General features: G+C 38.5%; 19 protein-coding genes and 5 tRNA genes. 21 read left to right on the top strand and 3 right to left on the bottom strand.

The window, feature by feature from the left end:
- A complete protein-coding gene (locus ACYIAR_RS11985) occupies positions 1-1,791 on the bottom strand; it encodes an aminopeptidase P family protein (RefSeq protein WP_480329789.1) in 1,791 nt (596 codons plus the stop codon).
- A gap of 860 nt (positions 1,792-2,651) precedes the next feature.
- On the opposite strand from ACYIAR_RS11985, the gene ACYIAR_RS11990 reads away from it, so the two are divergent.
- The 21 genes from ACYIAR_RS11990 (at position 2,652) to ACYIAR_RS12090 (ending at position 24,024) form a co-directional block, all read left to right on the top strand.
- A complete protein-coding gene (locus ACYIAR_RS11990; RefSeq protein WP_480333641.1) occupies positions 2,652-5,825 on the top strand; it encodes a SusC/RagA family TonB-linked outer membrane protein in 3,174 nt (1,057 codons plus the stop codon).
- 31 nt (positions 5,826-5,856) lie between these two features.
- On the top strand, positions 5,857-7,605 hold the full coding sequence (locus ACYIAR_RS11995; RefSeq protein ID WP_480329790.1) for a RagB/SusD family nutrient uptake outer membrane protein: 1,749 nt from the start codon (positions 5,857-5,859) through the stop codon (positions 7,603-7,605).
- 89 nt (positions 7,606-7,694) lie between these two features.
- Entirely contained in the window at positions 7,695-8,162 is a 468-nt protein-coding gene (locus ACYIAR_RS12000) for a hypothetical protein (protein ID WP_480329791.1), read from the top strand.
- Between the two features lie 404 nt (positions 8,163-8,566).
- Positions 8,567-8,758 (top strand): 30S ribosomal protein S21, encoded by a 192-nt coding sequence (gene rpsU, locus ACYIAR_RS12005; RefSeq protein ID WP_480329792.1) that lies wholly within the window; start codon positions 8,567-8,569, stop codon positions 8,756-8,758.
- A 73-nt stretch (positions 8,759-8,831) separates the two neighbouring features.
- Positions 8,832-9,773 (top strand): tyrosine-type recombinase/integrase, encoded by a 942-nt coding sequence (locus ACYIAR_RS12010; RefSeq protein WP_480329793.1) that lies wholly within the window; start codon positions 8,832-8,834, stop codon positions 9,771-9,773.
- Entirely contained in the window at positions 9,763-10,062 is a 300-nt protein-coding gene (gene hpf, locus ACYIAR_RS12015; RefSeq protein WP_480329794.1) for a ribosome hibernation-promoting factor, HPF/YfiA family, read from the top strand. The genes ACYIAR_RS12010 and hpf overlap by 11 nt, the downstream gene beginning before the upstream one ends.
- A 92-nt stretch (positions 10,063-10,154) precedes the next feature.
- A tRNA-Thr gene (locus tag ACYIAR_RS12020) sits at positions 10,155-10,228 on the top strand.
- Between the two features lie 89 nt (positions 10,229-10,317).
- A tRNA-Tyr gene (locus ACYIAR_RS12025) sits at positions 10,318-10,400 on the top strand.
- A 58-nt stretch (positions 10,401-10,458) separates the two neighbouring features.
- Positions 10,459-10,531 (top strand) — tRNA-Gly (locus ACYIAR_RS12030).
- A 6-nt stretch (positions 10,532-10,537) separates the two neighbouring features.
- Positions 10,538-10,609 (top strand) — tRNA-Thr (locus ACYIAR_RS12035).
- Positions 10,610-10,658: 49 nt separating this feature from the next.
- Positions 10,659-11,846 (top strand): elongation factor Tu, encoded by a 1,188-nt coding sequence (tuf, locus tag ACYIAR_RS12040; RefSeq protein WP_480329795.1) that lies wholly within the window; start codon positions 10,659-10,661, stop codon positions 11,844-11,846.
- A gap of 42 nt (positions 11,847-11,888) precedes the next feature.
- Positions 11,889-11,961 (top strand) — tRNA-Trp (locus ACYIAR_RS12045).
- A gap of 18 nt (positions 11,962-11,979) precedes the next feature.
- Positions 11,980-12,174, top strand: a complete 195-nt coding sequence (gene secE / locus ACYIAR_RS12050; RefSeq protein ID WP_480329796.1) for a preprotein translocase subunit SecE — start codon at positions 11,980-11,982, stop codon at positions 12,172-12,174.
- 12 nt (positions 12,175-12,186) lie between these two features.
- Positions 12,187-12,729, top strand: a complete 543-nt coding sequence (gene nusG / locus ACYIAR_RS12055; RefSeq protein ID WP_480329797.1) for a transcription termination/antitermination protein NusG — start codon at positions 12,187-12,189, stop codon at positions 12,727-12,729.
- Positions 12,730-12,795: 66 nt separating this feature from the next.
- A complete protein-coding gene (gene rplK, locus ACYIAR_RS12060) occupies positions 12,796-13,239 on the top strand; it encodes a 50S ribosomal protein L11 (protein ID WP_480329798.1) in 444 nt (147 codons plus the stop codon).
- Positions 13,240-13,254: 15 nt separating this feature from the next.
- Positions 13,255-13,953 (top strand): 50S ribosomal protein L1, encoded by a 699-nt coding sequence (rplA, locus tag ACYIAR_RS12065; RefSeq protein ID WP_480329799.1) that lies wholly within the window; start codon positions 13,255-13,257, stop codon positions 13,951-13,953.
- Between the two features lie 14 nt (positions 13,954-13,967).
- The gene (gene rplJ / locus ACYIAR_RS12070) at positions 13,968-14,489 is read left to right on the top strand and encodes a 50S ribosomal protein L10 (protein ID WP_480329800.1); all 522 of its coding nucleotides are present in this window, start codon (positions 13,968-13,970) and stop codon (positions 14,487-14,489) included.
- Positions 14,490-14,532: 43 nt separating this feature from the next.
- The gene (rplL, locus tag ACYIAR_RS12075; protein ID WP_480329801.1) at positions 14,533-14,907 is read left to right on the top strand and encodes a 50S ribosomal protein L7/L12; all 375 of its coding nucleotides are present in this window, start codon (positions 14,533-14,535) and stop codon (positions 14,905-14,907) included.
- A 106-nt stretch (positions 14,908-15,013) separates the two neighbouring features.
- The gene (gene rpoB / locus ACYIAR_RS12080; RefSeq protein WP_480329802.1) at positions 15,014-18,826 is read left to right on the top strand and encodes a DNA-directed RNA polymerase subunit beta; all 3,813 of its coding nucleotides are present in this window, start codon (positions 15,014-15,016) and stop codon (positions 18,824-18,826) included.
- A gap of 76 nt (positions 18,827-18,902) precedes the next feature.
- On the top strand, positions 18,903-23,189 hold the full coding sequence (rpoC, locus tag ACYIAR_RS12085) for a DNA-directed RNA polymerase subunit beta' (protein ID WP_480329803.1): 4,287 nt from the start codon (positions 18,903-18,905) through the stop codon (positions 23,187-23,189).
- Positions 23,190-23,709: 520 nt separating this feature from the next.
- The gene (locus ACYIAR_RS12090; protein ID WP_480329804.1) at positions 23,710-24,024 is read left to right on the top strand and encodes a DUF3467 domain-containing protein; all 315 of its coding nucleotides are present in this window, start codon (positions 23,710-23,712) and stop codon (positions 24,022-24,024) included.
- Between the two features lie 109 nt (positions 24,025-24,133).
- Here ACYIAR_RS12090 and ACYIAR_RS12095 read toward each other — a convergent pair whose 3' ends face one another.
- Together ACYIAR_RS12095 and ACYIAR_RS12100 are read right to left on the bottom strand one after the other, a co-directional pair.
- Positions 24,134-25,090, bottom strand: a complete 957-nt coding sequence (locus ACYIAR_RS12095; RefSeq protein WP_480329805.1) for a Rossmann-fold NAD(P)-binding domain-containing protein — start codon at positions 25,088-25,090, stop codon at positions 24,134-24,136.
- A gap of 21 nt (positions 25,091-25,111) precedes the next feature.
- Positions 25,112-26,767 carry an AMP-binding protein gene (locus ACYIAR_RS12100; RefSeq protein WP_480329806.1) on the bottom strand — a complete coding sequence of 552 codons (1,656 nt, stop codon included), beginning with the start codon at positions 26,765-26,767 and terminating at the stop codon, positions 25,112-25,114.
- Positions 26,768-26,875 lie beyond the last annotated feature (108 nt).

The raw sequence follows: 26,875 nt of genomic DNA on the forward strand, positions 1-26,875 counted from the left end.
TTATATTTCTGCCGTCTTTTCCTTCAACCAAGCTTTTTCTTCTTCGTTCAAATACGGACTGAGTTCTTCGTAAACCTGCTGATGATATTTGTTTATCCATGCATGTTCTCGTGCCGATAACATTGAAACTACAATCAGACGAGTGTCTATATAGCAAAGTGTCAGAGTTTCGAATCCAAGGAATGTGCCGTATTCTGTTTCACTATCCTTATGGATAAGAACCATATTCTCAGTTCTGATTCCGTATTCGCCGGTTCTGTACATTGCAGGCTCGTCGCTCATAACCATTCCCGGTTCAAGGATTACAGGATTTTCTTCCATCCTGATGCTCTGCGGACCTTCGTGAACATTCAGGCAATGACCAATACCGTGGCATGTTCCGTGCAGATAATTGATACCTGCATCCCAAAGAGCTTTGCGGGCAAATGCATCGATGAGGCAACCACGTATTCCGGCAGGGAACTTACATTTTGCAATGCCTATAGTTCCTTTCAGAGTGCGTGTGAAATCCTTTTTCATCTGCTCTGTAGGTTCTTTGCAAAGAGCGACTGTTCTGGTAATATCTGTTGTTCCGTCAAGATATTGAGCACCACTGTCGAGAAGATACAGACTGTCCGGTTTCAACTCTGTGTCAGTTTCAGGAGTAGGAGAGTAGTGAACTACGGCTCCATGAGCTCCATAGCTCGAAATAGGAGCAAAGCTGTCCATAACATACAGAGCTTGTTCGGAGCGGAATTCCGAAACCTTATGAGCAGCACTCAACTCTGTAACTTTTTCTCCGGCTTCCATCTGTTTTTCCAACCAATAGAAGAATTTAGTCATGGCAACACCATCTTTAACAACAGCACTGCGGAAACCTTTTATCTCAGTTTCGTTTTTGATACTCTTCAGATGGTTTGCTGGAGAAATACCGTCAATTATTATTGCGCTCTTTGGCAAAGCATTATAAATAGCTACATTTGTTCTGCCTCTGTCGATGAACACTCTGCAATTTTCAGGAAGTTTTGCCAGATAATCGAACAATTTACCATAGTCGGCAAGAATCCATCCTTCTTTCTTAAGATTATCAGCAATTTCTGCCGGAACCTTTTTCGGATTGATGAATAATACGTTCTCATTATTTGAAATGAATGCATAGCTGATGGCAACCGGATTGTATGAAACATCTGTTCCGCGGATATTGCAAGTCCATGCAACTTCGTCCAAAGCTGAAAGAATTGTGCAGTCAGCTCCAGCCTGATGCAACATATTGTTTATTTCCAAAAGCTTGTCTTCTGAAGACTTTCCGCTAAGTTCGATTGGCATTTCGAATATCGGTGAGTCAGGAATGCAAGGTCTGTCTTTCCAGATAGGGTCAATCAAAGAAAGATTACAATTAAGGTTGATACCTTTCTTCTTTAATGAAGACTCAAGATTCTGAGCATCTGCAACACTGTAAGTAAGACCGTTTAATGCGACAGTATCACCTTCCTTAAGTTCCATAGAAAGAAATTGAGCAATGGATGGTGTGCCTTGCAACATTAATTTATATAAGTCGATTCCTGTTCCTTCAAGTTGTGCTTCTGCTTGAAGGAAATATCTGGAGTCTGTCCATAACCCGGCTTTCTTGTCTGTGATGACAATTGTTCCGGCTGAGCCAGTAAAACCTGAAATCCATTCCCTGTATTTCCAGCAAGCTGCCGGATATTCACTCATATGAGGATCGGATGTCGGTATTATATATGCTTTTACGTTTTCTTCTTTCATCGCACTTCTGAGAGCTGCGATGCGTTCACAAATTTCTGTTCTCATCGTATCAAAAATTTATAGTCAACATACTATGCAAACTTACATAAAAAATTTCAACTACTAACTTTAAATATTAGCTTATTAAAGTTTACTAGCTTAACTTCCGGTTAACGAGTTGGCAAAGGAAACAAGTGAACAAGAGATTTGGAACAATTAAGCGTGAGGAGACGTGGATTTGGTCTTGTAAACCTGTCTCTGAAATATTATCTGCTGTATTAAATGACTATTTAAACTTATCCAGGTAACTATTTAATCTTAAAACTAAGCTTTAGTTTGTAAAAACTGAATCTTAGTTTATAAAAACTAAAGCTTGATTTATAAAAACTGAGACTTAGTTTTAAGATTATATAAGCAATTGTTAGGTTTGAGGGTTTGAATCACAGATTGTTATTGATTATATTTTGTAATTTATAGAATACTTTTGGGGTATAATAAAGTAATATGTGTTAAAAAGTAAATGTTAAATTTTTAAGAGCGTTATGAAAATGTATGGAATTAACATTCGAAACATTTGCTTATTGTAAAATAATGTTTACATTTGCGTTCGTGATGATTGATTTTGATGATGATTAACCTTAAAAATTAAAAGAATAGAAACATTAGGGAAAATATATAAACACACTGTAATGAAAATAATTAAGTTGAACAAGCCTATATAAGTTACACTATGATTTTTATAGACAATAGAGAGATCGGAAGAGTATAAGATTTAGAACTTGTGAAACTTGGATTATTTAGTTTGTATTATTGTAACCTTAAAATAATAACTTAATTTTATTTTTATGCGAAAGACCTTTAAATCTATTGGAAAGCAAAGGAGAGTGGCTCTTCTTTCTTCAGCCTTATTGTTATGCTCCACATGCATGATAGGCCAGAATGTATCGATAAAAGGTAAGGTTCTGGACATTTCAGGCGAGCCCTTGTTAGGCGTTAACGTTCTTGTAAAAGGAACAACAAATGGTACAATTACTGACTTGGACGGTAATTTCGTTCTCGAAGCTGACGCTAAATCCACATTGGTAATTTCTTATATCGGTTATGTGCCTCAGGAAGTAAAACCTTCTGCAACAATGACTGTTACATTGAAGGAAGATACTCAGAATCTGAGTGAAATTGTTGTAACAGGTTATAGCACTCAGCAGAAAAAGGATATTACAGGTTCTGTAGCAGTAGTTGATACAAAGGAATTGCTTGCTTCTTCAGGATCTTCTGCGACTCAACAGTTGCAAGGTAAGGCAGCCGGTGTATATATCGGTCAGTCTGGTTCTCCTGGTTCTCCAGCAATGGTTCGTATCCGTGGTATCAATACCGTAAATGATAACGGTCCGTTGTATGTAATCGATGGAGTTTCTACACGAAATCAGGACTTGAGCTCATTGAACCCGAATGATATCGAAAGTATGCAGGTATTGAAGGATGCTTCTTCTGCAGCTATCTATGGTGCTCAGGCAGCAAATGGTGTAATTTTGATTACTACAAAGAAAGGTACTAAGTCCGGACAGCCAAAAGTAACTTATGACGGTTATGTTGGTATGCAGAAAACTATGAAGGACTATGATGTTCTTAATTCACAGGAACGTTTGGACGTTGAATGGCAGGCTCAGATGAACAATGCAATGCTTACTGGCTCTGGAGCAAGACCTTCACACGTGCAGTTTGGAACTGGTGAAAACGGTTTCATTATTCCTAATTTAATGACTCAGGCAGGTGCTGGTGGCCGTCAGGATATTGACCCTAACAGTTATAGTTATCCTGATAATACATTGGCTCCATTCTCTAACACAAACTGGTGGGATGAAATTGACCGTATTGGTATTATGCAGAATCATCAGATTTCTGTTTCCGGTGGTACTGAAAAAGGTCAATACAATTTGAGTGCCAACTATTTCAAACAGGATGGTACAGTTATTGAGTCTTACTACAAACGTTATCAGGTTCGTGCCAATACTTCTTTCAACATCCGTGACTGGTTGCGTGTTGGTGAGAATTTGACTTATGCATTTACTAAAGATAATGGTTTGAGCCCTAACGGTGCTGAATCAAGCCCGTATTCATGGTCATATCGTGCTTCTCCATGGGTTCCAGTATATGATATTCAGGGAAATTTTGCCGGTTCTAAATTCTCAGGAACAGGTAACTTCCAGAGCCCGGTAGCAAATCAGATACGTAATAAGGACAACTATTATTCTAATAGCCGTATTTTCGGTAACTTGTGGGCTGAGGCTGATATTTGGGATGGTTTGACATTCCGTACAAATTTCGGTTTGGATTATACAAACCAGTATTATTACAGAATGAACAAACTTAATCCTGAGTTCTCTGAAACAACAGGTCAGAACGACTTGGAGGAAAAGTCTGGATATAATTTCCGTTGGGTTTGGACAAATACATTGACTTATAACAAAACATTCAATGATGTTCATAAACTTACAGTATTGTTAGGTACTGAGGCTATCCGTGACGGAATGGGTAGAGAGTTGCTTGGTAAACGTTATAATTATTTGTTCGAAGATAATGAGAATACTTGGGTATTGAACATGGGTGCTAATGACAACCAGCGTCTTGCCGAATCTTCATATAAAGGAGAGTTTGCATTGTTCGGTTTGTTTGGCCGTGTTGACTATTCATTTGCTGACAAATACTTGGTAACAGGTATTATCCGTCGAGATGGTGTGTCTCGTTTCTCTAAGTCAAATCGTTATGGTGTATTCCCATCTGTATCTTTAGGTTGGCGTATCTCTGAAGAAGCATTTATGGAGAATACTCGTGATTGGTTGGACGATTTGAAACTTCGTGTAGGTTATGGTCAGACTGGTAACTCTGAAGTGCCACGTGCAACAAACTTCGCTTACGAATATGTTACAAATTCAAAACGTACTGACTATGATATAACAGGTGCGAACACTTCAACACAGGTTGGTTTCCGTTTGGATAAATATGGTAACGAAGATACTAAGTGGGAAGCAACAGAAATGTTCAACGTCGGTTTGGATGCTACATTCTTGAATGGTAAATTCAGTATTGGTGCAGAATGGTATCATAAGAAAACAACTGATATGTTGATTTCTGCTGCATATTCTGCATTTGCAGGTGAAGCTGGAAAACCATACGTTAACTTTGGTGATATGAAGAATACCGGTGTTGACTTCAATTTCAACTATCGTGATCAGAAGGGAGACTGGAGCTGGGATATCAACTTGAACCTTTCACACTACAAGAATGAAGTTCTTCGTTTGTCAGAACAAGAAGACTATTCATTGTGGGGATATGGTACTCGTTTGAGTGGTCCGGTTACAAGAACAACAGCAGGTCAGCCTATTTCTATGTTCTACGGATATAAAGTTGACGGATTCTATGAAAGTGTTCAGGAAGTTATGGCATTACCGCCTCTTGGAATGTCCTCAATTACTGAAGATGAAGCAAAGGCTTATGTAGGTAAGTTCAAGTTTGCTGATGAAACAAAGGATGGTAAATTGTCAGAAGCAGACCGTACTTATATTGGTAACCCTCACCCAGATTTGATTGCAGGTTTGAATGCAACTGTAACTTGGAAAAACTGGGACTTCACAATGTTCTGGTATTCAACTTTAGGTAATGATTTGTTCAACAATACTAAGTTCTTCACTGACTTCTGGGGATTCGATGGTAATCGTTCAAGAAGAATGTTGGAACAGTCATGGACACCTGGTGCTGACAACAGTAACGCTATATTGCCAATTTTGGATAACAAGGATAACTACAGTGGTGCGAACTCAAGTTCATACTATGTAGAAGATGCTTCATTCCTTCGTTTGAAGAATATGGTATTAGGTTATACATTGCCAAAAGACTGGTTGAAGAAAGCTAATATTTCAAATTTGCGTTTGTATGTACAGGCTGAAAACTTGTTGACTATTACTGGTTATTCAGGTCTTGACCCAGAATTTACAAATGCATCAGTAGGTGATGGTAATGGTGCCGATTTGAGAAGAGGTTTGGATATGGGTGGATGGCCAACTACATTGCGTTTGCTGTTCGGTGTGAACTTCTCATTTTAATGATTAATTGTTAAACTTAAATGATTAGATTATGAAAAAAAGATATATAACCGTATTAAGTTTGAGTGCTTTGCTTTTCTTAGGCTCTTGCGGTGAAGATTTCTTGTATAAAAGTCCTCAGGGTAGCTTGGACTCAGACGCTTTGACAAATGCTACCGGGGTTGAAATGTTGACAATCAATGCTTATGCAGCTTTGGCTGCTCCTGTTGATGGTTATGACCCATATCAGGCATCTCCTTTCAACTGGGTGTTTGGTGGTATGTATGGTGGTGATGCCAATAAAGGATCAAACACTGGTGACCAGGCAACATTGAACGAAGTTGAGATTTACAAGACATTGAGTACAAATGACTATTTGCGCCAGAAATGGGGTTGGGTTTATTCTTCTTCTAAAAGAGTAAATACAGCTTTGCAGATTTTGGCAAAAGTAGAAGATATGAATGAAGATATCAAGAAAACTCGCGAAGGAGAATTGAAGTTCTTGCGTGGCTTGATTTATTTCGAAGGCACAAGAGTTTTTGGTAAATTCATTCCTTACTTTGATGAATCATTTACAGATAATGATCCAAAGGCACATAACGATAAAGATATTTCTTCAAATGTGTTGGCTGATATAGATGCAGCAATAGCAGCATTGCCTAATACACAGCAGGATGTGGGTAGAGCTAATGTATGGGCTGCAAAAGCTTTAAAAGCAAAAGCCTTGATGTATTATGGAAAGGTAGCAGAAGCTCAGCCAGTATTGAAAGAATTGCTTGAGAGTGGTGTAACTTCAAATGGCTTACCATATGGATTGGAAGATGATTTGAATGCGAACTGGGATGCAACAATGGAAAATGGTAAAGAATCTATCTTTGCTGTTCAGTATTCTAACTCAGCTCAAGATATGGGTAATGCAGCCTTCTGTTTGAACTATCCTCATAATACAGGTCCTGGTGGATGTTGCGGTTTCTATCAGCCTTCACAGGAATTGGCTAATTCATTCCAGGTAGATGCAAACGGACTTCCTTATTTGAATGGAGAATATAGAAATATGCCAACTGTGACAGAACCTACAGGTGACGGTAATGTTAGTAAAAATAATGCATCTATAGCTGTAGACCCACGTTTGGACTTTACTGTAGGTCGTTTGGGAATACCTTATAAAGATTGGGGTATGCCTGAAACTGGTTGGATCCGAGACCCGTCAAATGGTGGTGTATTTATGCCTAAGAAACATGTTTACAGCAAACATGAAGCTGATGCTAAGTTGACTAACTTATATGGTGGTTGGGCTCCTGGTTCAGCAATGAATATGCAGTATTTGAGCGTCAGAGATATGGTATTGCTTTATGCAGAATGTTTGGCTAACGCTGGAGATTTGAAAGGTGCAATGGAACAGGTCAATAAGATTCGCCGCCGTGCTGCTTTGCCTGTAAACATTATCAAATTAGAAGATGGTACACCTGCTGCTAATTACAAGATATCAGAATATCCTTCAACTCATGCTGCATTCTCAAATAAGGATGTCTGCATCAAGGCTATCAGAATGGAACGTAAACTTGAATTGGCAATGGAAGGTGAACGCTGGTTTGACTTGGTTCGTTATGGTGGTGATGTGATGTCTGCTGAATTGAAAGCATATGTTGATTATGAAAGAAAATATTTGTCAAAATATGCAGCTGCAGCAGTGTTAAGTCCTGCAAAAACAATGTTCCCTATACCTGATGAACAGATTCAGACTGTAGGTAATGATGAAAATGGTCAACCATATTTGGTTCAGCCAGAAGCTTGGAGATAATATAAAAGTATTATTAGTATAACATTGAAAATACAGAGCCATAAGACTGTAAGAAGCCTTTGGCTCTGTATTATATAATAATGTAGGGTATGAAACGATGGTGTTTGTTAATAGGTGGAATAGTGCTGGTGATACTAATCGTCTATTTTTCTTATCCCAGATCTTTTAAAGAATATGAATTCTCATACACTGTGGAGAATTTATCTCAGTTTAAACTTGTTTTTGCCTTTGACAGTGATGGAAATTATAAGATTGAAAAATGTAATTTCTACATGGATAATGCTCAGGGAAAAATCAGGCCTGTTATGAAAAGTGGAAAGTTTACGGATGAGGAGTTTGAACGTTTTGATAAACTTTTGAAGAATGCGGATATATTTGATATGGAAGATATGTACGGATATGATGAAGCTTCGAAAGATGAGGACGGATTCTTTTCTCAGATTGCATTGTCGGCAGACGGAAAGCAAAAATATGTTACTATAAGAAATATTACAGAACAAAAATTTCCACAGCCTTTCTTGGATTTTATTAAAGAAGTAATGTTGTTCATGAAATAATTATATTATCTGTATTTTATGCCTTGAAGTGAGAGTGATCTTGTTTCAAGGCTTTTTTTGTATATTCTATTTGTGATATAAAACTTTTAAAATTAAATATTTATTTGTACCTTTGCACCGCATTATAAAAATGGATATGTGATTTATTATGCATTTTATAAGGAACTCAAAAATGTTTAATTCTAAGTCAGACCGGGAAAGGAGGTTGTTGATTAACAATTAATAAAAACATAAGATTTTAAGTCAGAAATTTGGCTAATAACGAAACTATCGGTACCTTTGCTGCCCGATTGTGGTTTTTGTTTTTTCTATAAATTACCATCAGGTAATATCTTTATAGAAGAGGCGGAAATCTATTGAATAAAATAGGATATAGTATTAAATAATAAAATAAAAATTAAATTATGATCGTAGTTCCATTGAAAGAAGGCGAAAACATTGAAAAAGCGCTTAAGAAATTCAAAAGAAAATTTGAAAAAACAGGTGTTGTTAAAGAGTTGAGAAATCGTCAGGCATTTGAAAAGCCGTCTGTAACTAAAAGAAAACAGACAATGCGTGCGATTTATGTTCAGCATTTGCAGCAGACTGAAGAATAAAAATATTCCGCAAGGCTTGTTTTATTGAATTCTTATTTTTATATTCGTTGCATAAAACAAAAAGACATGCAGCGTGAGATGTTTGGTTGATAAGTTTTTGGAATACTTGAAGTATGAGCGTAATTATTCAGATTATACCATACTTGCTTACAAAACAGATTTAGCACAGTTTATTTCATTTTTGGAGAGATTACCTTTAAATGATGAGTTGACTGTTAATAATGGCAACCAGGCGTTGAATCCGGAGTTGATAGATTTAGACGTTGTTCGAAATTGGATGGTCTTTTTGCTTGAAAATGGAGACAAAACCACATCTGTTAACCGGAAATTAAGTTCTTTGAAATCTTTTTTTAAGTTCCTTAAACGGCAAGGAATAGTGAGCAAAAATCCATTGCGTCTTTTGAATGGTCCAAAGGTTAAAAAGCCTTTGCCTTATTTTATCAAAGATTCGGAAATGGAATATTTGCTATGCGAGGAATTGCCTAAGGATGACTTTGAAGGTATAAGGAATAGGCTTATTGTAGAAATGTTTTATGATACCGGTATCCGTGAATCTGAGTTGATAAATCTTCGTGAAGATGATGTCGATTTTGGTATGCAACAGATAAAGGTTTTAGGAAAACGTAATAAGCAGAGAATTATTCCTTTTGCTGACAGTCTTAAAGACTTAATGCATGTTTATCTGGATGTTAAATATCGTGAAGTTGGACATACGGTAAGTTTTTTTGTTCGTAAAAATGGTGAACAATTATATCCTAAGCTTGTTTATAATATAGTAAAGGATTACTTGTCGGTTCTTCCAAATTTAGGAAAGAAGAGTCCACACGTGCTGAGACATTCCTTTGCAACGAGTATGTTGAATAATGGTGCTGAGTTAAATGCTGTGAAAGAAATTCTTGGTCATAGCAGTTTAGCTTCAACCAGTGTTTACACACATACAACCTTTGAAGAATTAAAAAAAGTTTATCATGCTCACCCTAGAGCAAAAAAAGAAGGAGGTATTTATGGAAATTAGAATTCAAGCTATCCATTTTGATGCATCTAACCAATTGGAAGCATTTATTCAGAAGAAAGTTTCAAAACTAGAACAATATTTTGACGGCATACTATCAGCAGAAGTAACTTTGAAGGTCGTAAAACCTGAAACAGCAAACAACAAACAGGTTGGAATAATGCTGAAAGTTAGGAATGGTGAATGTTTTGCAGATAAGATAGATGATACTTTTGAAGGCGCTGTTGATGAATGTGTTTCTGCATTAGAGAAACAATTGGTTAAATTCAAAGAAAAAATTAGAGCCAAGTAAAAAAAACGGTGGATAAATTTGGTATATAAGAAATAATGCTTAAATTTGCAGCCGTTTCGGTGTGGTATCGAAATAGCTGCAAATTAGCATATGCCTCTTTAGCTCAGTTGGCCAGAGCACGTGATTTGTAATCTCGGGGTCGTTGGTTCGAATCCGACAAGAGGCTCAAAGGTTTTAAGTTTATAAGTTTGTAAGTTTTTTAGTTTGCTAAAAACTTAATAACTCAAAAGCTTAGGAACTCAAAAACTTAAATCAGGGCAGTTACCAGAGTGGCCAAATGGGGCTGACTGTAACTCAGCTGGCTTACGCCTTCGGTGGTTCGAATCCATCACTGCCCACTGAAACAAAAAGGGTGTAATAAAGCTGAATAGCTATAGGCTAAGTTACAGATAAATTGCGGAAGTAGCTCAGTTGATAGAGCACTAGCCTTCCAAGCTGGGGGTCGCGGGTTTGAGCCCCGTCTTCCGCTCTCAATGCCTAAATAGCTCAGCGGTAGAGCACTTCCTTGGTAAGGAAGAGGTCCCGAGTTCAAGTCTCGGTTTAGGCTCTTTTTAGTTTAGAATATGATCATTAATCAAATAAAGAACATTTAAGTTATGGCAAAAGAGAAATTTGACAGATCGAAACCACATGTGAACATTGGTACGATTGGTCACGTTGACCACGGTAAAACAACTTTGACAGCTGCTATCACAACAGTATTGGCAAAGAAAGGTCTTTCAGAATTGCGTTCATTCGATTCTATCGATAATGCTCCTGAAGAAAAAGAAAGAGGTATTACTATCAACACTTCTCACGTAGAGTATCAGACAGCTAATCGTCACTATGCTCACGTAGACTGTCCGGGTCACGCCGACTACGTTAAGAACATGGTTACTGGTGCTGCTCAGATGGACGGTGCTATCATTGTAGTTGCTGCAACTGATGGTCCTATGCCTCAGACTCGTGAACATATCTTGTTGGCTCGTCAGGTAAACGTTCCAAGATTGGTTGTTTTCATGAACAAATGTGACATGGTAGACGACGAAGAAATGTTGGAATTGGTTGAAATGGAAATGCGCGAATTGTTGTCTTTCTATAACTTCGACGGTGACAATACTCCAATCATTCGTGGTTCTGCTCTTGGTGCTTTGAATGGTGATCCTCAGTGGGAAGAAAAAGTAATGGAATTGATGGATGCTTGTGATACATGGATTCCTCTTCCTCCGCGTGAAGTTGATAAACCTTTCTTGATGCCTGTTGAAGACGTATTCTCAATCACTGGTCGTGGTACAGTTGCTACAGGTCGTATCGAAACTGGTGTTGTTAAAGTTGGTGACGAAGTTCAGATCATCGGTTTGGGCGCTGACGGTAAGAAGTCAGTTGTAACTGGTGTTGAAATGTTCCGCAAATTGTTGGATCAGGGTGAAGCTGGTGATAACGTAGGTTTGTTGCTTCGTGGTATCGATAAGAACGAAGTTAAACGTGGTATGGTAATCTGCCACCCGGGTCAGATCAAACCTCACTCAAAATTCAAAGCAGAGGTTTATATCTTGAAGAAAGAAGAAGGTGGTCGTCACACTCCATTCCACAACCACTATCGTCCTCAGTTCTATATCCGTACATTGGACGTAACTGGTGAAATCACATTGCCAGAAGGAACTGAAATGGTTATGCCGGGTGATAACGTAACTATCGAAGTTGAATTGATCTACCCAGTTGCTTGTAACGTAGGTTTGCGTTTCGCTATCCGTGAAGGTGGACGTACAGTAGGTGCTGGTCAGATTACTGAATTGGAAAACTAATTTCCTGAAATATAATGCCAGCCTTTTATAGGCTGGCTATTTACGGAACTAGCTCAGTTGGTAGAGCACTGGTCTCCAAAACCAGGTGTCGGGAGTTCGAGCCTCTCGTTCCGTGCTAAAATCTATAGATTCAATGAAGAAGTTAATTGAATATATTAAAGAATCTTATAACGAACTTGTATATAAGGTTTCTTGGCCTACGAAAACAGAGCTTTCCAATAGTGCTGTGGTTGTTATGTTTGCTTCCCTTATAATTGCAGCATTTATCTTTGTTGTTGACTTTGGCTTCGAAGGTGTGATGCGATTCTTCTATGAGAAAATCTTTTAATCAGTTTTAGGTATGTCTGACGTTCAAAAGAAATTTTATGTTCTTCGTGCCATAAGTGGTAAAGAGAACAAAGCGAAGGAGTATTTGGAAGCTGAGATTAAGAATACTGATTTAGGAGAATATGTTTCACAGGTTTTAATTCCTACTGAAAAAACTTATTCAGTGCGTAATGGTAAAAAAGTTGTAAAAGAAAGAGCTTATTTGCCAGGTTATGTATTGGTCGAAGCCGCTTTGGTAGGTGAAGTCGCTCATCGCTTGAGGAATATTCCTAATATTATTGGATTTTTGGGCGGGTCTGATAACCCAGTTCCTTTGCGTCCGTCAGAAGTCAGCCGAATCTTAGGAACGGTTGATGAAATGCAGGAGCAGCCGAACGAGCTTGATGTTCAATATTTGGTTGGTGAGACTGTTAAAATCACTTTCGGTCCGTTCAATGGTTTTAGTGGAATCATTGAAGAAGTCAATGCTGAGAAAAAGAAACTTAAAGTGATGGTTAAAGTTTTCGGACGTAAAACACCACTTGAGTTGGCTTATACACAAGTTGAGAAAGAGTAAGTACTCTTGTTACGAAAAGTACTGATCTTTCTGTTATTGATGTTATATATCTAAATTTTTAGAAAAATGGCTAAAGAAGTTGCTGGACAAATCAAATTGCAGATTAAAGGAGGAGCAGCAAACCCTTCTCCCCCAGTTGGACCTGCTCTAGGTTCTAAGGGTATTAACATTATGGAGTTTTGCAAGCAATTTAATGCCAAGACCCAAGACAAAGCTGGTAAAGTATTGCCTGTTGTAATTACTTACTATGCTGATAAGTCTTTCGACTTTGTCGTTAAAACCCCTCCAGTAGCTATTCAGTTGTTGGAAGCTACAAAACAAAAGAGTGGTTCTGCAGAACCTAATCGTAAGAAAATTGCTGAAATTACTTGGGATCAGGTTAAAGCTATTGCAGAAGACAAATTGGTAGATTTGAACTGCTTTACTGTAGAATCAGCCATGAAAATGGTTGCTGGTACAGCTAGAAGTATGGGTATCACTGTTAAAGGGACATTCCCGGGTAATAACTAATAAACTTCAATTGAGATGAGTAAACTTACAAAAAATCAAAAGTTGGCATTGGGTAAAATTGAAGCTGGGAAGGCATATTCACTTAAGGAAGCTGCTGAGTTGGTAAAGGAAATCACAACAACTAAGTTCGATGCTTCTGTAGATGTGGATGTTCGTTTAGGTGTTGATCCCCGTAAAGCCAATCAGATGGTAAGAGGCGTTGTTTCATTGCCTCATGGAACAGGTAAGCAGGTTAGGGTTCTTGCATTGTGTACTCCAGATAAGGAAGCAGAAGCTACTGCAGCTGGTGCTGACTATGTTGGACTAGAAGAATATATTGAAAAGATTAAAGGTGGTTGGACTGATGTTGACGTAATCATTACTATGCCTTCAATCATGGGTAAAATTGGTGCTCTAGGTCGTGTATTGGGTCCTCGTGGTTTGATGCCGAATCCAAAGAGTGGTACTGTTACCAATGAAATTGGAAGCGCAGTAAAAGAAGTTAAACAGGGTAAAATCGACTTTAAAGTTGATAAAGCTGGTATCGTTCACACTTCAATCGGTAAAGTTTCTTTCAATGCGGAACAAATCCGTGATAATGCTAAGGAATTTATTTCAACTTTGATTAAGTTGAAACCGTCTGCTGCTAAAGGTACATATATAAAGAGCATTTATCTTTCAAGTACTATGAGTGCGGGTATTAAAATTGACCCAAAATCAGTTGAAGAAAACTAAAAAACAATTGAACAATGAGAAAGGAAGATAAAGGTGTTATTATAGAGCAATTGACTGCTACTTTGAAGGAATATCCTAACTTCTATTTGACAGATATCGAAGCAATTGATGCTGAGAAAACTAGCAAATTAAGAAGAGAATGTTTCAAAAACGAAGTTAAGCTAGTCGTTGTTAAAAACAATTTGCTTAAAAAAGCATTAGAAAATGTTGAAGGTGATTTCTCACCTCTACATTCTGCTCTTAAGGGTAATACAGCAGTGATGTTCTCACATGTTGCTAATGCCCCAGCTCGTTTGATCAAAGAATTTACTAAGGATTCTAAAGGTGAAGGTAAACCTCAGCTTAAAGGTGCTTATGTACAGGAAGGTTTCTTCGGTGCAGACAGCTTGGAAGAATTGGTAAATATCAAGAGCAAAAACGAACTTATCGCAGACGTTATCGCATTGTTGGAATCTCCAGCGAAGAACGTTATCTCTGCTTTACAGTCATCAGGACAAACTATCCATGGCTTGTTGAAGACATTGGAAGAAAGATAATTTATAATTAAACAAGTAAAATAATCATTTAAAATATACAAAAATGGCAGATTTGAAAGCTTTTGCAGAACAATTAGTAAACCTGACAGTAAAAGAAGTTAGCGAATTGGCTACAATCTTGAAAGAAGAATATGGTATCGAACCTGCTGCTGCAGCTGTTGCTGTTGCAGGTCCTGCTGCTGCTGGCGCTGCTGCTGCAGAAGAAAAAACATCTTTCGATGTAGTATTGAAATCAGCTGGTGCTAACAAGTTGGCTATCGTTAAGTTGGTTAAAGAATTGACTGGTCTTGGTTTGAAAGAAGCTAAGGATTTGGTTGACGGTGCTCCTAGCAACTTGAAAGAAGGTATCGACAAAGCAGATGCTGAAGCTTTGAAGAAGAGCTTGGAAGAAGCTGGTGCTGAAGTTGAGCTTAAATAAGATTAAAACCTGTTAAACAGGTGAGTTGGTTAAGAATCTTCTGTAAGGAAGATTCTTAACCTTTTTGTGTCTATAATTTCATTTAGTTCAATAAAATCCTTACCAGATGTCTTCAACAACTGTAAATCAAAGAGTTAGTTTTGCTTCGATTAAGAATTCTCTTCCATATCCAGACTTTCTCGAAGTACAATTGAAGTCTTTCCAAGACTTCCTTCAACTCGACACGCCTCCTGAAAAGAGAAAGAAGGAGGGTTTGTATAAGGTATTTGCAGAGAATTTCCCTATAGCAGATACTAGAAACAACTTTGTGTTGGAGTTCTTAGACTACTATATCGATCCGCCACGTTATAGCATTGATGAATGTATCTCACGTGGTCTTACTTATAGTGTTCCTTTAAAGGCTAAGTTAAAATTATATTGTACTGACCCGGATCATGAGGATTTTGATACTGTAATTCAGGATGTATATTTGGGTCCGATACCTTATATGACAGAACGTGGTACTTTTGTCATCAATGGTGCTGAACGTGTTGTAGTTTCTCAGCTGCATCGTTCACCAGGTGTGTTCTTTGGACAGAGTACACATGCCAATGGTACTAAATTGTATTCTGCTCGTATCATTCCTTTTAAAGGTTCATGGATTGAATTTGCAACTGACATCAATAATGTCATGTATGCATATATCGATCGTAAAAAGAAATTACCTGTAACAACTTTGTTGAGAGCAATAGGTTTTGAAAGTGATAAGGATATCCTTGAAATTTTCAACCTTGCAGAAGAAGTTAAGGTTACAAAAGCTAATCTGAAGAAATATGTGGGCCGTAAATTGGCTGCACGTGTTTTGAAAACTTGGGTAGAGGATTTCGTTGACGAAGACACAGGTGAGGTTGTTTCAATAGAACGTAATGATGTCATTATCGATCGTGAATCAGTGTTGGATAATGATAATATTGATGCTATTCTCGAGTCTGGTACTCAGAATATTCTTTTACACCGAGAAGATCAGAATCTTACAGACTATGCTATAATATATAATACTCTGCAGAAAGACCCAAGTAACTCTGAAAAAGAGGCTGTTTTGTATATCTACAGACAGTTGCGTAATGCAGAGCCTGCAGATGAAGCAAGTGCTCGTGAAGTTATCACAAACTTGTTCTTCTCTGAAAAACGATATGATTTGGGCGAAGTAGGTCGCTATCGTATCAATAAAAAGTTGAACCTTCAGACTAGCGAAGAAATAAAGGTTTTAACTAAGGAAGATATTATTGAAATCATCAAATATTTGATAGAGTTGATTAACTCTAAGGCAATAGTTGATGATATTGACCATTTGAGTAACCGTCGTGTACGTACTGTTGGTGAACAGTTGTATAATCAGTTCGGTATTGGTTTGGCAAGAATGTCACGTACAGTTCGTGAAAGAATGAACGTACGCGATAACGAAGTCTTTACTCCAATTGATTTGATTAACGCTAAGACTATTTCTTCAGTTGTTAATTCATTCTTTGGAACGAATGCTTTGTCACAGTTTATGGACCAGACTAACCCTCTTGCAGAAATTACTCACAAACGTCGTTTGTCTGCATTAGGACCTGGTGGTTTGTCTCGTGATCGTGCAGGTTTCGAGGTTCGAGACGTTCACTATACTCACTATGGTCGTTTGTGTCCTATTGAAACTCCTGAAGGACCAAACATTGGTTTGATTTCATCTCTTTGTGTATATGCTAAGATTAATGACCTTGGATTTATCGCAACTCCATACCGCAAGGTAGAAAATGGTGTTGTTGATTTGTCTCCAGAAGGTTTGCAATATTACACAGCAGAAGAAGAAGAAAATATGATTATCGCTCAAGGTAATGCTCCATTGGATGAAAATGGTCGTTTCGTGAGGGATAAAGTTAAATCAAGACAGGAGGCTGATTTCCCTGTTGTTGCTCCATCTGAAGTTAACTTGATGGACGTTTCTCCAACTCAGATTGCATCTATTGCTGCTTCTTTGATTCCTTTCTTGGAACACGATGATGCTAACCGTGCGTTGATGGGTTCAAACATGATGCGCCAGGCAGTTCCTTTGTTGCGTACTGATGCTCCTATTGTAGGTACTGGTATAGAAGCTCAGGTTGCTCGTGATTCAAGAACTCAGATTGTTGCTGAGCGCGAAGGTGAAATCGTATTTGTTGATGCAACTTGCATTAAGATTAAATATGACCGTACAGAGGATGAAGAATTTGTTTCATTTGAGGATGCGGTTGTTACATATAATATTCCGAAGTGGCGTAAGACTAACCAGTCAACGACTGTTGACTTGCGTCCTATCTGCCGCAGAGGTCAGAGAGTTAAACCGGGTGATATTTTGACAGAAGGTTACTCTACACAGAATGGAGAGTTGGCTTTGGGTCGAAATGTTAAGGTTGCATACATGCCTTGGAAGGGTTACAACTACGAGGATGCTATTGTTTTGAACGAACGTATGGTTCGTGAGGACTTCTTTACTTCTGTTCACGTTGATGAATATATATTGGAAGTTCGTGAAACAAAACGTGGTATGGAAGAACTTACTTCTGATATTCCAAACGTAAGCGAAGATGCTACTAAGGATTTGGATGAAAGAGGTATTGTTCGTGTTGGAGCTCGTATTGAACCGGGAGATATTTTGATTGGTAAGATTACTCCTAAGGGTGAGTCTGATCCTTCTCCTGAAGAAAAATTGTTACGCGCTATCTTTGGTGACAAAGCTGGTGATGTTAAGGACGCATCATTGAAGGCAACACCTTCATTGCGTGGTGTTGTAATTGACACTAAATTGTTCTCTAAGGCTATTAAGAAGCGTAAATCTAAATTGAGCGACAAAGCTATTCTTCCGAAATTAGATGAAGAATATGAAGTTAAGTTGGCTGAATTGAAGAATATCCTTATCAATAAATTGATGACTTTGACATCTAATTTGGTGTCACAGGGTGTCAAGGATTATTTGAACACTGAAATCATTGCCAAAGGTGCTAAGTTCACAAGAATGGCATTGGAGGATTTGGATTACAATTCAATTCAGGTAAGTAACTGGACTGAAGATGAGCACAAGAATGAGTTGATTAAACAAGTAATTGTTAATTATCTTAAGAAATACAAGGAGCTCGATTCAGAACTTCGTCGTAAGAAATTTGACCTAACTATCGGTGATGAACTTCCAACTGGTATTGTTCAGATGGCAAAAGTTTATATTGCTAAGAAGAGAAAGATTCAGGTTGGTGATAAGATGGCCGGTCGTCACGGTAATAAGGGTATTGTATCAAAGATTGTTCGTCAGGAAGATATGCCGTTCTTGGAAGATGGAACGCCAGTTGATATTTGTTTGAATCCGCTTGGTGTGCCTTCTCGTATGAACTTGGGACAGATTTTTGAAGCAGTTCTTGGATGGGCAGGTCGTAGCTTGAATGTGAAGTTTGCTACTCCTATTTTCGACGGTGCAACTCTTGATGATTTGAATGAATGGACTGATAAGGCTGGAATTCCTCGTTATGGTAAGTCTTATTTGTATGATGGTGGTACTGGTGAACGTTTTGACCAGCCTGCAACAGTAGGTGTGACTTACTTCTTGAAATTGGGTCACATGGTTGACGACAAGATGCATGCTCGTTCTATTGGTCCGTACTCATTGATTACTCAGCAGCCATTAGGTGGTAAGGCTCAGTTTGGTGGTCAGCGTTTCGGAGAGATGGAGGTTTGGGCACTTGAAGCTTTTGGTGCTGCACACGTATTGCAGGAAATTCTTACTATCAAGTCTGATGACGTTGTAGGTCGTTCTAAAGCTTATGAAGCTATTGTGAAGGGTGATCCTATGCCACAGCCAGGTATACCTGAATCATTGAACGTTTTGTTGCATGAGTTGAGAGGTCTTGGCTTGAGCTTTACATTAGACTAATTCAAATTATACATATAAGTAGGCAAGAGAAAACTTGCCTACTTTAACTGTTGATAACTCTTTATAAATATACAATATGGCCTTTAGAAAAGAAAACAAGATAAAGAGTAACTTTTCAAAAATAACAATTGGCTTGGCTTCTCCTGAGGAGATTTTGGAAAATTCAAGTGGTGAAGTTCTTAAGCCTGAAACTATCAACTATCGTACATACAAACCAGAACGCGACGGTTTGTTCTGCGAACGTATCTTCGGTCCTATCAAGGATTACGAATGTCATTGCGGAAAATACAAACGTATTCGTTATAAAGGTATTGTTTGTGATAGATGTGGTGTGGAAGTTACCGAGAAAAAAGTTCGTCGTGAACGTATGGGACATATCCATTTGGTTGTTCCTATTGCACATATCTGGTACTTCCGTTCTTTACCTAACAAGATTGGTTATTTGTTAGGTTTGCCAACAAAGAAGCTTGATGCTATTATTTATTACGAACGTTATGTTGTTATCCAGCCGGGTTGCGTTGAAGAAGTAGCTCCATTGGATTTGTTGTCTGAGGAAGAATACTTGCAGATTTTGGATAACCTTCCAAAGGAAAATCAGATGTTAGAGGATTCAGATCCTAACAAGTTCATCGCTAAGATTGGTGCTGAAGCTGTTTACGACCTTTTGGCTCGTTTGGACTTGGATTCATTGTCTTATGAATTGAGACATCGTGCTAGTACTGACAGTTCTCAGCAGAGAAAGAACGAAGCTTTGAAACGTTTGCAGGTTGTAGAATCGTTCAGAGCATCAAAAGGTAGAAACAATCCGGAATGGATGATTATGAAGGTTATTCCGGTTATTCCACCGGAATTGCGTCCGTTGGTTCCTCTTGATGGTGGTCGTTTTGCTACTTCAGACTTGAATGACTTGTATCGTCGAGTTATTATCAGAAATAACCGTTTGAAACGCTTGATTGATATCAAAGCTCCGGAAGTAATCTTGAGAAATGAAAAGCGTATGCTTCAGGAAGCTGTTGATTCTTTGTTCGATAACTCTCGTAAGTCAAGTGCGGTTAAGACTGATGCTAACAGACCTTTGAAATCATTGTCTGATAGCTTGAAAGGTAAGCAAGGTCGTTTCCGTCAGAATTTGTTGGGTAAACGTGTTGACTACTCTGCTCGTTCTGTAATCGTTGTAGGTCCAGAATTGAAGATGCATGAGTGCGGTTTGCCAAAGAATATGGCGGCTGAATTATATAAGCCTTTCGTTATCCGTAAATTGATCGAACGTGGTATAGTTAAGACTGTTAAATCTGCGAAGAAAATAGTAGACCGCAAAGAACCAGTTGTTTGGGATATTTTGGAATATGTAATGAAAGGTCACCCAGTATTGTTGAACCGTGCCCCTACATTGCACCGATTGGGTATTCAGGCTTTCCAGCCAAAATTGATCGAAGGTAAAGCAATACAGTTGCATCCTCTTGCATGTACGGCGTTCAATGCTGACTTCGATGGTGACCAGATGGCGGTTCACTTGCCTCTTGGTAACGAAGCAATTCTGGAAGCTCAGATGTTGATGTTGGCTTCTCATAATATTTTGAACCCTGCAAACGGTGCTCCTATTACTGTGCCTTCACAGGATATGGTGTTAGGTTTGTATTATATTACTAAACTTCGCAAGGGTACTCAAGGTGAAGGTTTGATTTTCTACGGACCGGAAGAAGCAACAATTGCGTATAACGAAAAGAAATTGGCAATTCATGCACCAATCAAAGTATATGTTGACGACTTGGATGAAAACGGTAATCTTGTCAAGAAGATGGTCGAAACTTCTGTAGGTCGTTTGATGGTAAATGAATTTGTGCCGAAAGAAGTTGGTTATTTGAATGAAGTTTTAGGTAAGAAAGCTTTGCGTGACATCATTGGTAAAGTTATTAAAGCTTGTGGTGTTGCTCGTACAGCTCAATTCCTTGACGATATTAAGAACCTTGGTTATTACATGGCCTTCAAAGGTGGTTTGTCTTTCAACTTGGCAGACGTTTTGATTCCTGCTGAAAAAGATGAATTGGTTAAAGAAGGTTATGAAGAAGTTGAGCAGATTATGGCCAACTATAACATGGGTTTCATTACAAACAACGAACGTTACAACCAGATTATCGATACTTGGACACATGTCAACAGCAAGTTGTCTAATATTTTGATTAAACAATTGACTGCTGATAACGACGGTTTCAACTCAATCTTCATGATGATGGATTCTGGAGCCCGTGGTTCTAAGGAGCAGATTCGTCAGTTGTCTGGTATGCGTGGTTTGATGGCTAAGCCTCAGAAGAGTGGTGCTGAAGGTGGTCAGATTATCGAGAACCCTATCCTTTCTAACTTTAAGGAAGGTTTGTCAGTGTTGGAGTACTTTATTTCAACTCACGGTGCTCGTAAAGGTTTGGCCGATACAGCCTTGAAGACTGCCGATGCCGGATATTTGACTCGTCGTTTGGTTGACGTTTCTCACGATGTTATCATCAATGAAGAAGATTGTGGTACATTGCGTGGTTTGGTTTGTACAGAATTGAAGAACAACGAAGAAGTTATTGCTTCTTTGTATGAAAGAATTTTGGGTCGTGTTTCTGTTCATGATGTAATTCATCCGTTGACTGGTGAAGTGCTTGTTAATGCAGGAGAAGAAATTCGTGAAGATGCAGCTAAGAAGATTCAGGATTCTCCAATCGAAAGTGTTGAAATCCGTTCTGTGTTGACTTGTGAATCTAAGAAAGGTGTTTGTGCTAAATGTTACGGACGTAACCTTGCTACAAACCGTATGGTTCAGAAGGGTGAAGTTGTTGGTGTTATCGCTGCTCAGTCAATCGGTGAGCCGGGTACTCAGTTGACACTTCGTACATTCCACGTCGGTGGTATTGCTTCTAACGTTGCTACAGAAAACAGCTTGTCTTGTAAGTATGATCAGGCTATTTTGGAAATAGAGGAACTTAGAGCTGTAGATACAGAAGAAAACGGTAAGAAATTCCAGGTTGTAGTTAGCCGTTTGGCTGAAATGCGCTTGGTTGATCCTAATACAAATATTGTGTTGATGACACAGAACATCCCTTACGGTTCAAAACTATTCTTTAGTAATGGTGATTTGTTGAAGAAAGGTGATGTAATTATTGAATGGGACCCATTCAACGCCGTAATCGTTTCTGAAGTTTCTGGTAAACTTGAATTCGAAAGTGTTATTGAAAACGTTACTTACAAAGTTGAAAGTGACGAAACAACAGGTTTGAAAGAAAAGATTATCATCGAATCTAAGGATAAAACAAAAGCTCCTGCAGCTCACATCGTTGACGAAAATGGTAATTATTTGAAGAATTATTCATTGCCATTGGGTGCTCACGTAGTGAAAGAAGAAGGTGACTCTGTAAGAGCTGGTGAAGTATTGGTTAAGATCCCACGTGCCGTAAGTAAGGCGGGTGATATCACCGGTGGTTTGCCTCGTGTAACTGAATTGTTCGAGGCTCGTAACCCTTCTAACCCAGCTATCGTTGCTGAAATTGACGGTGAAGTTGGCTTTGGTAAAATCAAACGTGGTAACCGTGAAATTACTGTAACTTCTAAGTTAGGTGAAGTTAAGAAATACATGGTTCCTCTGTCAAAGCAGTTGCTTGTTCAGGAAAACGACTATATTCGTGCCGGTATGCCATTGTCTGATGGTGCAATTACTCCATCTGATATCTTGGCAATTATGGGTCCGACAGCAGTTCAGGAATATATTGTTAATGAAATCCAGGATGTATACCGTCTGCAGGGTGTAAAGATTAACGACAAACACTTTGAAGTTATCGTTCGCCAGATGATGCGTAAGGTAGAAGTCCTTGATCCGGGTGATACAAGATTCTTGGAACAGCAGGTTGTTGACAAGTTGGAAGTAATGGATGAGAACGATAGAATCTGGGGTAAGAAAGTTGTTACTGATCCGGGAGATTCTCAGACATTGAAGGCTGGTCAGATTGTAACAGCTCGCAAGTTGCGTGATGAAAACAGTATGTTGAAACGTCGTGATTTGCGTTTGGTTGAAACAAGAGATGCAATTCCTGCAACAGCAAACCAGATTCTTCAGGGTATCACTAGAGCTGCATTGCAGACAACAAGCTTTATGTCTGCTGCATCATTCCAGGAAACAACTAAAGTCTTGAATGAAGCTGCAATCAACGGTAAAGTAGATAAACTTGAAGGTTTGAAGGAAAATGTTATCTGTGGTCACCTAATTCCTGCCGGAACAGGTCAGCGTGAGTTTGATCGTTTGGTAGTTGGTGCTAAAGATGAGTTCGAACGTATAATGGCTAATCGCAAAAACGTTGTTGATTTCAACGCAATGGATAAAGAAGATTAATCATTTATAGATATTTTTCGGGGCTGTATCGATTAAATTCGATTCAGCCCTTTTTTATTTAGAATTATTTCTTTTTGTAATTTAATAGCTGAAAAAATCTCCATATAATAGACTATTCCTATTGTTTTAGAGCTAAGTGTGAAATAATATCTTAGGTATATATTTACATCAACATATATACAACTGATATTTTGATACAAAACAATTGATTAATATCAATAAAGAATGTGAAAAAATTACATTTTGCCAATTTTAATTTTGGTATTTAATTCTAGAAACATTACATTTGCAACATAAATATTGGTTAGCACAAATATTACAAAACCTTGGCTTAGATTTCAAAACTTTTTAATCAATAGCACAAAAGGTATTTTTACATTGGTCTAAAGAATTGAGATAAAAAAACACAATCACTTAAAGCGGTTGCCTGTGAAGGTAGCCGCTTTTATTTTATTTCTTGTTTATTAAAAAAAATACTGTATATTTGTGTCATTAATAATTTTACTAATACTTATAAACAATGGAAGAAAACAAACCTACAAACAATGAAATTCAGATTGAATTGTCTGAAGAAGTAGCTCAGGGTACTTATGCTAATTTGGCTATTATATCTCATTCTGCTTCAGAATTTATTATGGACTTTATCCGTGTAGTTCCAGGTGCTCCTAAAGCTCAGGTTAAGAGCCGTATCATCTTGACTCCGGACAATGCTCAGCGTTTGTATTTTGCTTTGCAGGATAACTTGAAAAAGTTTGGCGAACAATTGCAGGCTGCTAACAATAATAATTCTAAGACTGCCAATTTTGAAGATTTCGCTCCTAAAGGCGAAGCTTAATTTTCCGGATAAAGTATTTTAATAACTATATTAGGAAAATAAACGGGGTTGACTTATCAAAGCCAACCCCGTTTTCATTTCTGTTCGTATTCTTTTATTGATTGGAGAATCATTTCAAACCTTCAAGAATTTTCTTCAATACAGTCTGAGCTGAAATTTCTCTGTTTGCTGCTTCAGGAATAACGATGCTCTGCGGACTTTCAATCACATCATCAGTAACAATCATATTTCTTCTTACTGGCAAGCAGTGCATGAAATAAGCATTATTAGTAAGAGCCATTTTCTCAGAATCAACAGTCCAGCTGCGGTCTGTATTTATAACTTTACCATAATTTGGATCTGCATAAGCCGACCAGTTCTTTGCGTAGATGAAATCAGCGCCTTCGAAAGCCTTTTTCTGGTCATATTCTACTTTTGCTCTGCCTACAAATTCCGGAGCAAGTTCGTAGCCTTCCGGATGAGTGATTACAAATTCATAATCTGTAGCATTCATCCATTCAGCGAAACTGTTAGGTACAGCCTGAGGCAAAGCTTTTGGATGAGGTGCCCAAGTCATAACAACTTTAGGACGTTCTGTTTTCTTGTATTCCTCTATAGTAATCAAGTCTGCAAAACTCTGCAACGGATGGCGAGTAGCAGCTTCCATACTGAAAACAGGTTTTCCTGAATATTTGATGAACTGGCTCAATATTTTTTCTGTATAATCATCTTCTTTGCTCTCGAAACGTGCGAATGAGCGAACACCGATAACATCGCAATAGCATCCCATAACCGGAATAGCTTCCAGCAAATGTTCAGGTTTGTCACCGTCCATAATCACACCTCTTTCTGTTTCCAGTTTCCATGCACCTTGGTTAACATCAAGAACAATAGTGTTCATACCAAGATTCATTGCAGCTTTCTGTGTTGACAGACGTGTTCTAAGGCTTGAGTTGAAGAAAATCATCAACAGAGTTTTGTTTTTTCCAAGTTCAGAGAATTGGAATCTGTCTTTCTTTATCTCGAAAGCCTCGTTGAGCGCCTGTTTCAAGTCGCCCAAGTCATTTACACAAGTGAAATTTCTCATACTTAGTTTTTTGTATTTAGTTTATTTATTGTCTTTATCTCTGATTTCTACGCGTCTGATTTTGCCGCTGATAGTTTTGGGCAATTCATCAACAAATTCCACAACACGCGGATATTTATACGGAGCAGTTACTCTCTTGACATGATCCTGCAATTCCTTTACTAGCTCATCGCCGGCTTTAGGCTTATATTCTTTTGAAAGAACAATTGTAGCTTTTACAACCTGTCCTCTGATTTCGTCAGGAACACCCGTGATAGCACATTCCACCACAGCCGGGTGAGTCATCAGCGCACTTTCAACTTCGAACGGGCCGATTCTGTAACCGGAACTCTTTATCACATCATCAGCTCTGCCCACGAACCAGAAATATCCGTCCTCGTCACGCCAAGCAACGTCGCCAGTGTAGTAAAGTCCGTCATGCCAAGCTTCGTGAGTTCTTTCCGCATCACGATAATATTCCTTGAACAAGCCCAAAGGTTTGCCATTGCTAGTATGGATAACAATTTGTCCCTGCTCTCCATCTTCAGCCTTAGTTCCGTCAGGGCGGAGAAGGTCAACATCATACTGAGGATTTGGAACACCCATTGAACCTGGCTTCGGTTCCATCCACGGGAAAGTAGCGACAGTAAGAGTAGTTTCTGTCTGTCCGAAACCTTCCATCAATTTGATTCCGGTAAGTTTATAGAATGTTTCGTAAACAGCAGGATTAAGAGCTTCGCCAGCAATAGTGCAATACTGCAATGACGACAAATCATATTTAGTCAAATCCTCACGGATAAGGAATCTGAAAATAGTTGGAGGCGCGCACAGAGAAGTAATCTTGTAGTCCTGAATCATCTTCAGCATATCTGCCGGAGTGAATTTCTCATGGTCATATACGAACACAGTTGCACCGGCAATCCACTGTCCGTAAAGTTTTCCCCAAACAGCTTTTCCCCATCCGGTATCGGCAATCGTTAGATGAAGGCTGTCCTTATGAAGATTATGCCAGAAACTTCCAGTAACGATATGTCCCAAAGGATATGTGAAATCGTGTGCCACCATCTTTGGGTTTCCTGTTGTTCCCGAAGTGAAATAAAGCAGCGAAATATCATCATTGTTGTTCGGATTAGCAGGACGGACAAATTTCGGAGCATTCTTTATGCCTTCCTGGAAATCCAGAAAACCTTCCGGAACAAGCGGACCAACCGAAATCACATTCTCAACAGTCGGAGATTCCGGAAGCGCATCCTTGATATGTTTTGTTATTTCTTCCTCACCGGCGCAAACAATCATCTTTATGTCTGCTGCGTTAGCACGATATACGATGTCTTTCTTGGTCAGAAGGTGAGTGGCAGGAATAACCACAGCACCAAGTTTGTGCAAAGCTATGATTGAAAACCAGAACTCATATCTTCTTTTCAATATAAGTATAACCATATCACCACGTCCTATTCCCAGTGACTGGAAATAAGAAGCCGTCATGTCCGTATAGCGTTTCATGTCAGCAAAGCTGAAGTCGATGTGCTTACCTTTGTCGTTAGTCCAGCACATGGCTCTTTTGTCAGGTTCTTCTTCGGCCCATGCGTCAACCACATCATATCCGAAATTGAATTTTTCCGGAACCTTTATCTTGAAATTCTCAATGAAATCTGCTTGCGAATCAAAGTTCGTTTTATCTAAAAATCTTTCTAACATATTCTACTGTCCTATTTTTGTTCAAGTTTTTACAGTTGACAAATTGACGACTTAACAAGTAGACAAGAAAGTAATCCACCATTTTCTTGTAAACTTGTCTCTGAAACC

Source organism: Parabacteroides sp. KHUB-01 (genome assembly GCF_056640935.1).

Bases quoted from the DNA above. Each gene is read 5' to 3' on its own strand.
- rplA (WP_480329799.1), top strand. From the start codon at position 13,255: ATGAGTAAACTTACAAAAAATCAAAAGTTGGCATTGGGTAAAATTGAA.
- tuf (WP_480329795.1), top strand. From the start codon at position 10,659: ATGGCAAAAGAGAAATTTGACAGATCGAAACCACATGTGAACATTGGT.
- ACYIAR_RS12090 (WP_480329804.1), top strand. From the start codon at position 23,710: ATGGAAGAAAACAAACCTACAAACAATGAAATTCAGATTGAATTGTCT.
- rplJ (WP_480329800.1), top strand. From the start codon at position 13,968: ATGAGAAAGGAAGATAAAGGTGTTATTATAGAGCAATTGACTGCTACT.
- ACYIAR_RS11995 (WP_480329790.1), top strand. From the start codon at position 5,857: ATGAAAAAAAGATATATAACCGTATTAAGTTTGAGTGCTTTGCTTTTC.
- rpoC (WP_480329803.1), top strand. From the start codon at position 18,903: ATGGCCTTTAGAAAAGAAAACAAGATAAAGAGTAACTTTTCAAAAATA.
- ACYIAR_RS11990 (WP_480333641.1), top strand. From the start codon at position 2,652: ATGATAGGCCAGAATGTATCGATAAAAGGTAAGGTTCTGGACATTTCA.
- secE (WP_480329796.1), top strand. From the start codon at position 11,980: ATGAAGAAGTTAATTGAATATATTAAAGAATCTTATAACGAACTTGTA.
- hpf (WP_480329794.1), top strand. From the start codon at position 9,763: ATGGAAATTAGAATTCAAGCTATCCATTTTGATGCATCTAACCAATTG.
- rplL (WP_480329801.1), top strand. From the start codon at position 14,533: ATGGCAGATTTGAAAGCTTTTGCAGAACAATTAGTAAACCTGACAGTA.
- rpoB (WP_480329802.1), top strand. From the start codon at position 15,014: ATGTCTTCAACAACTGTAAATCAAAGAGTTAGTTTTGCTTCGATTAAG.
- ACYIAR_RS12000 (WP_480329791.1), top strand. From the start codon at position 7,695: ATGAAACGATGGTGTTTGTTAATAGGTGGAATAGTGCTGGTGATACTA.
- ACYIAR_RS11985 (WP_480329789.1), bottom strand. From the start codon at position 1,791: ATGAGAACAGAAATTTGTGAACGCATCGCAGCTCTCAGAAGTGCGATG.
- ACYIAR_RS12095 (WP_480329805.1), bottom strand. From the start codon at position 25,090: ATGAGAAATTTCACTTGTGTAAATGACTTGGGCGACTTGAAACAGGCG.
- rpsU (WP_480329792.1), top strand. From the start codon at position 8,567: ATGATCGTAGTTCCATTGAAAGAAGGCGAAAACATTGAAAAAGCGCTT.
- ACYIAR_RS12100 (WP_480329806.1), bottom strand. From the start codon at position 26,767: ATGTTAGAAAGATTTTTAGATAAAACGAACTTTGATTCGCAAGCAGAT.
- nusG (WP_480329797.1), top strand. From the start codon at position 12,187: ATGTCTGACGTTCAAAAGAAATTTTATGTTCTTCGTGCCATAAGTGGT.
- rplK (WP_480329798.1), top strand. From the start codon at position 12,796: ATGGCTAAAGAAGTTGCTGGACAAATCAAATTGCAGATTAAAGGAGGA.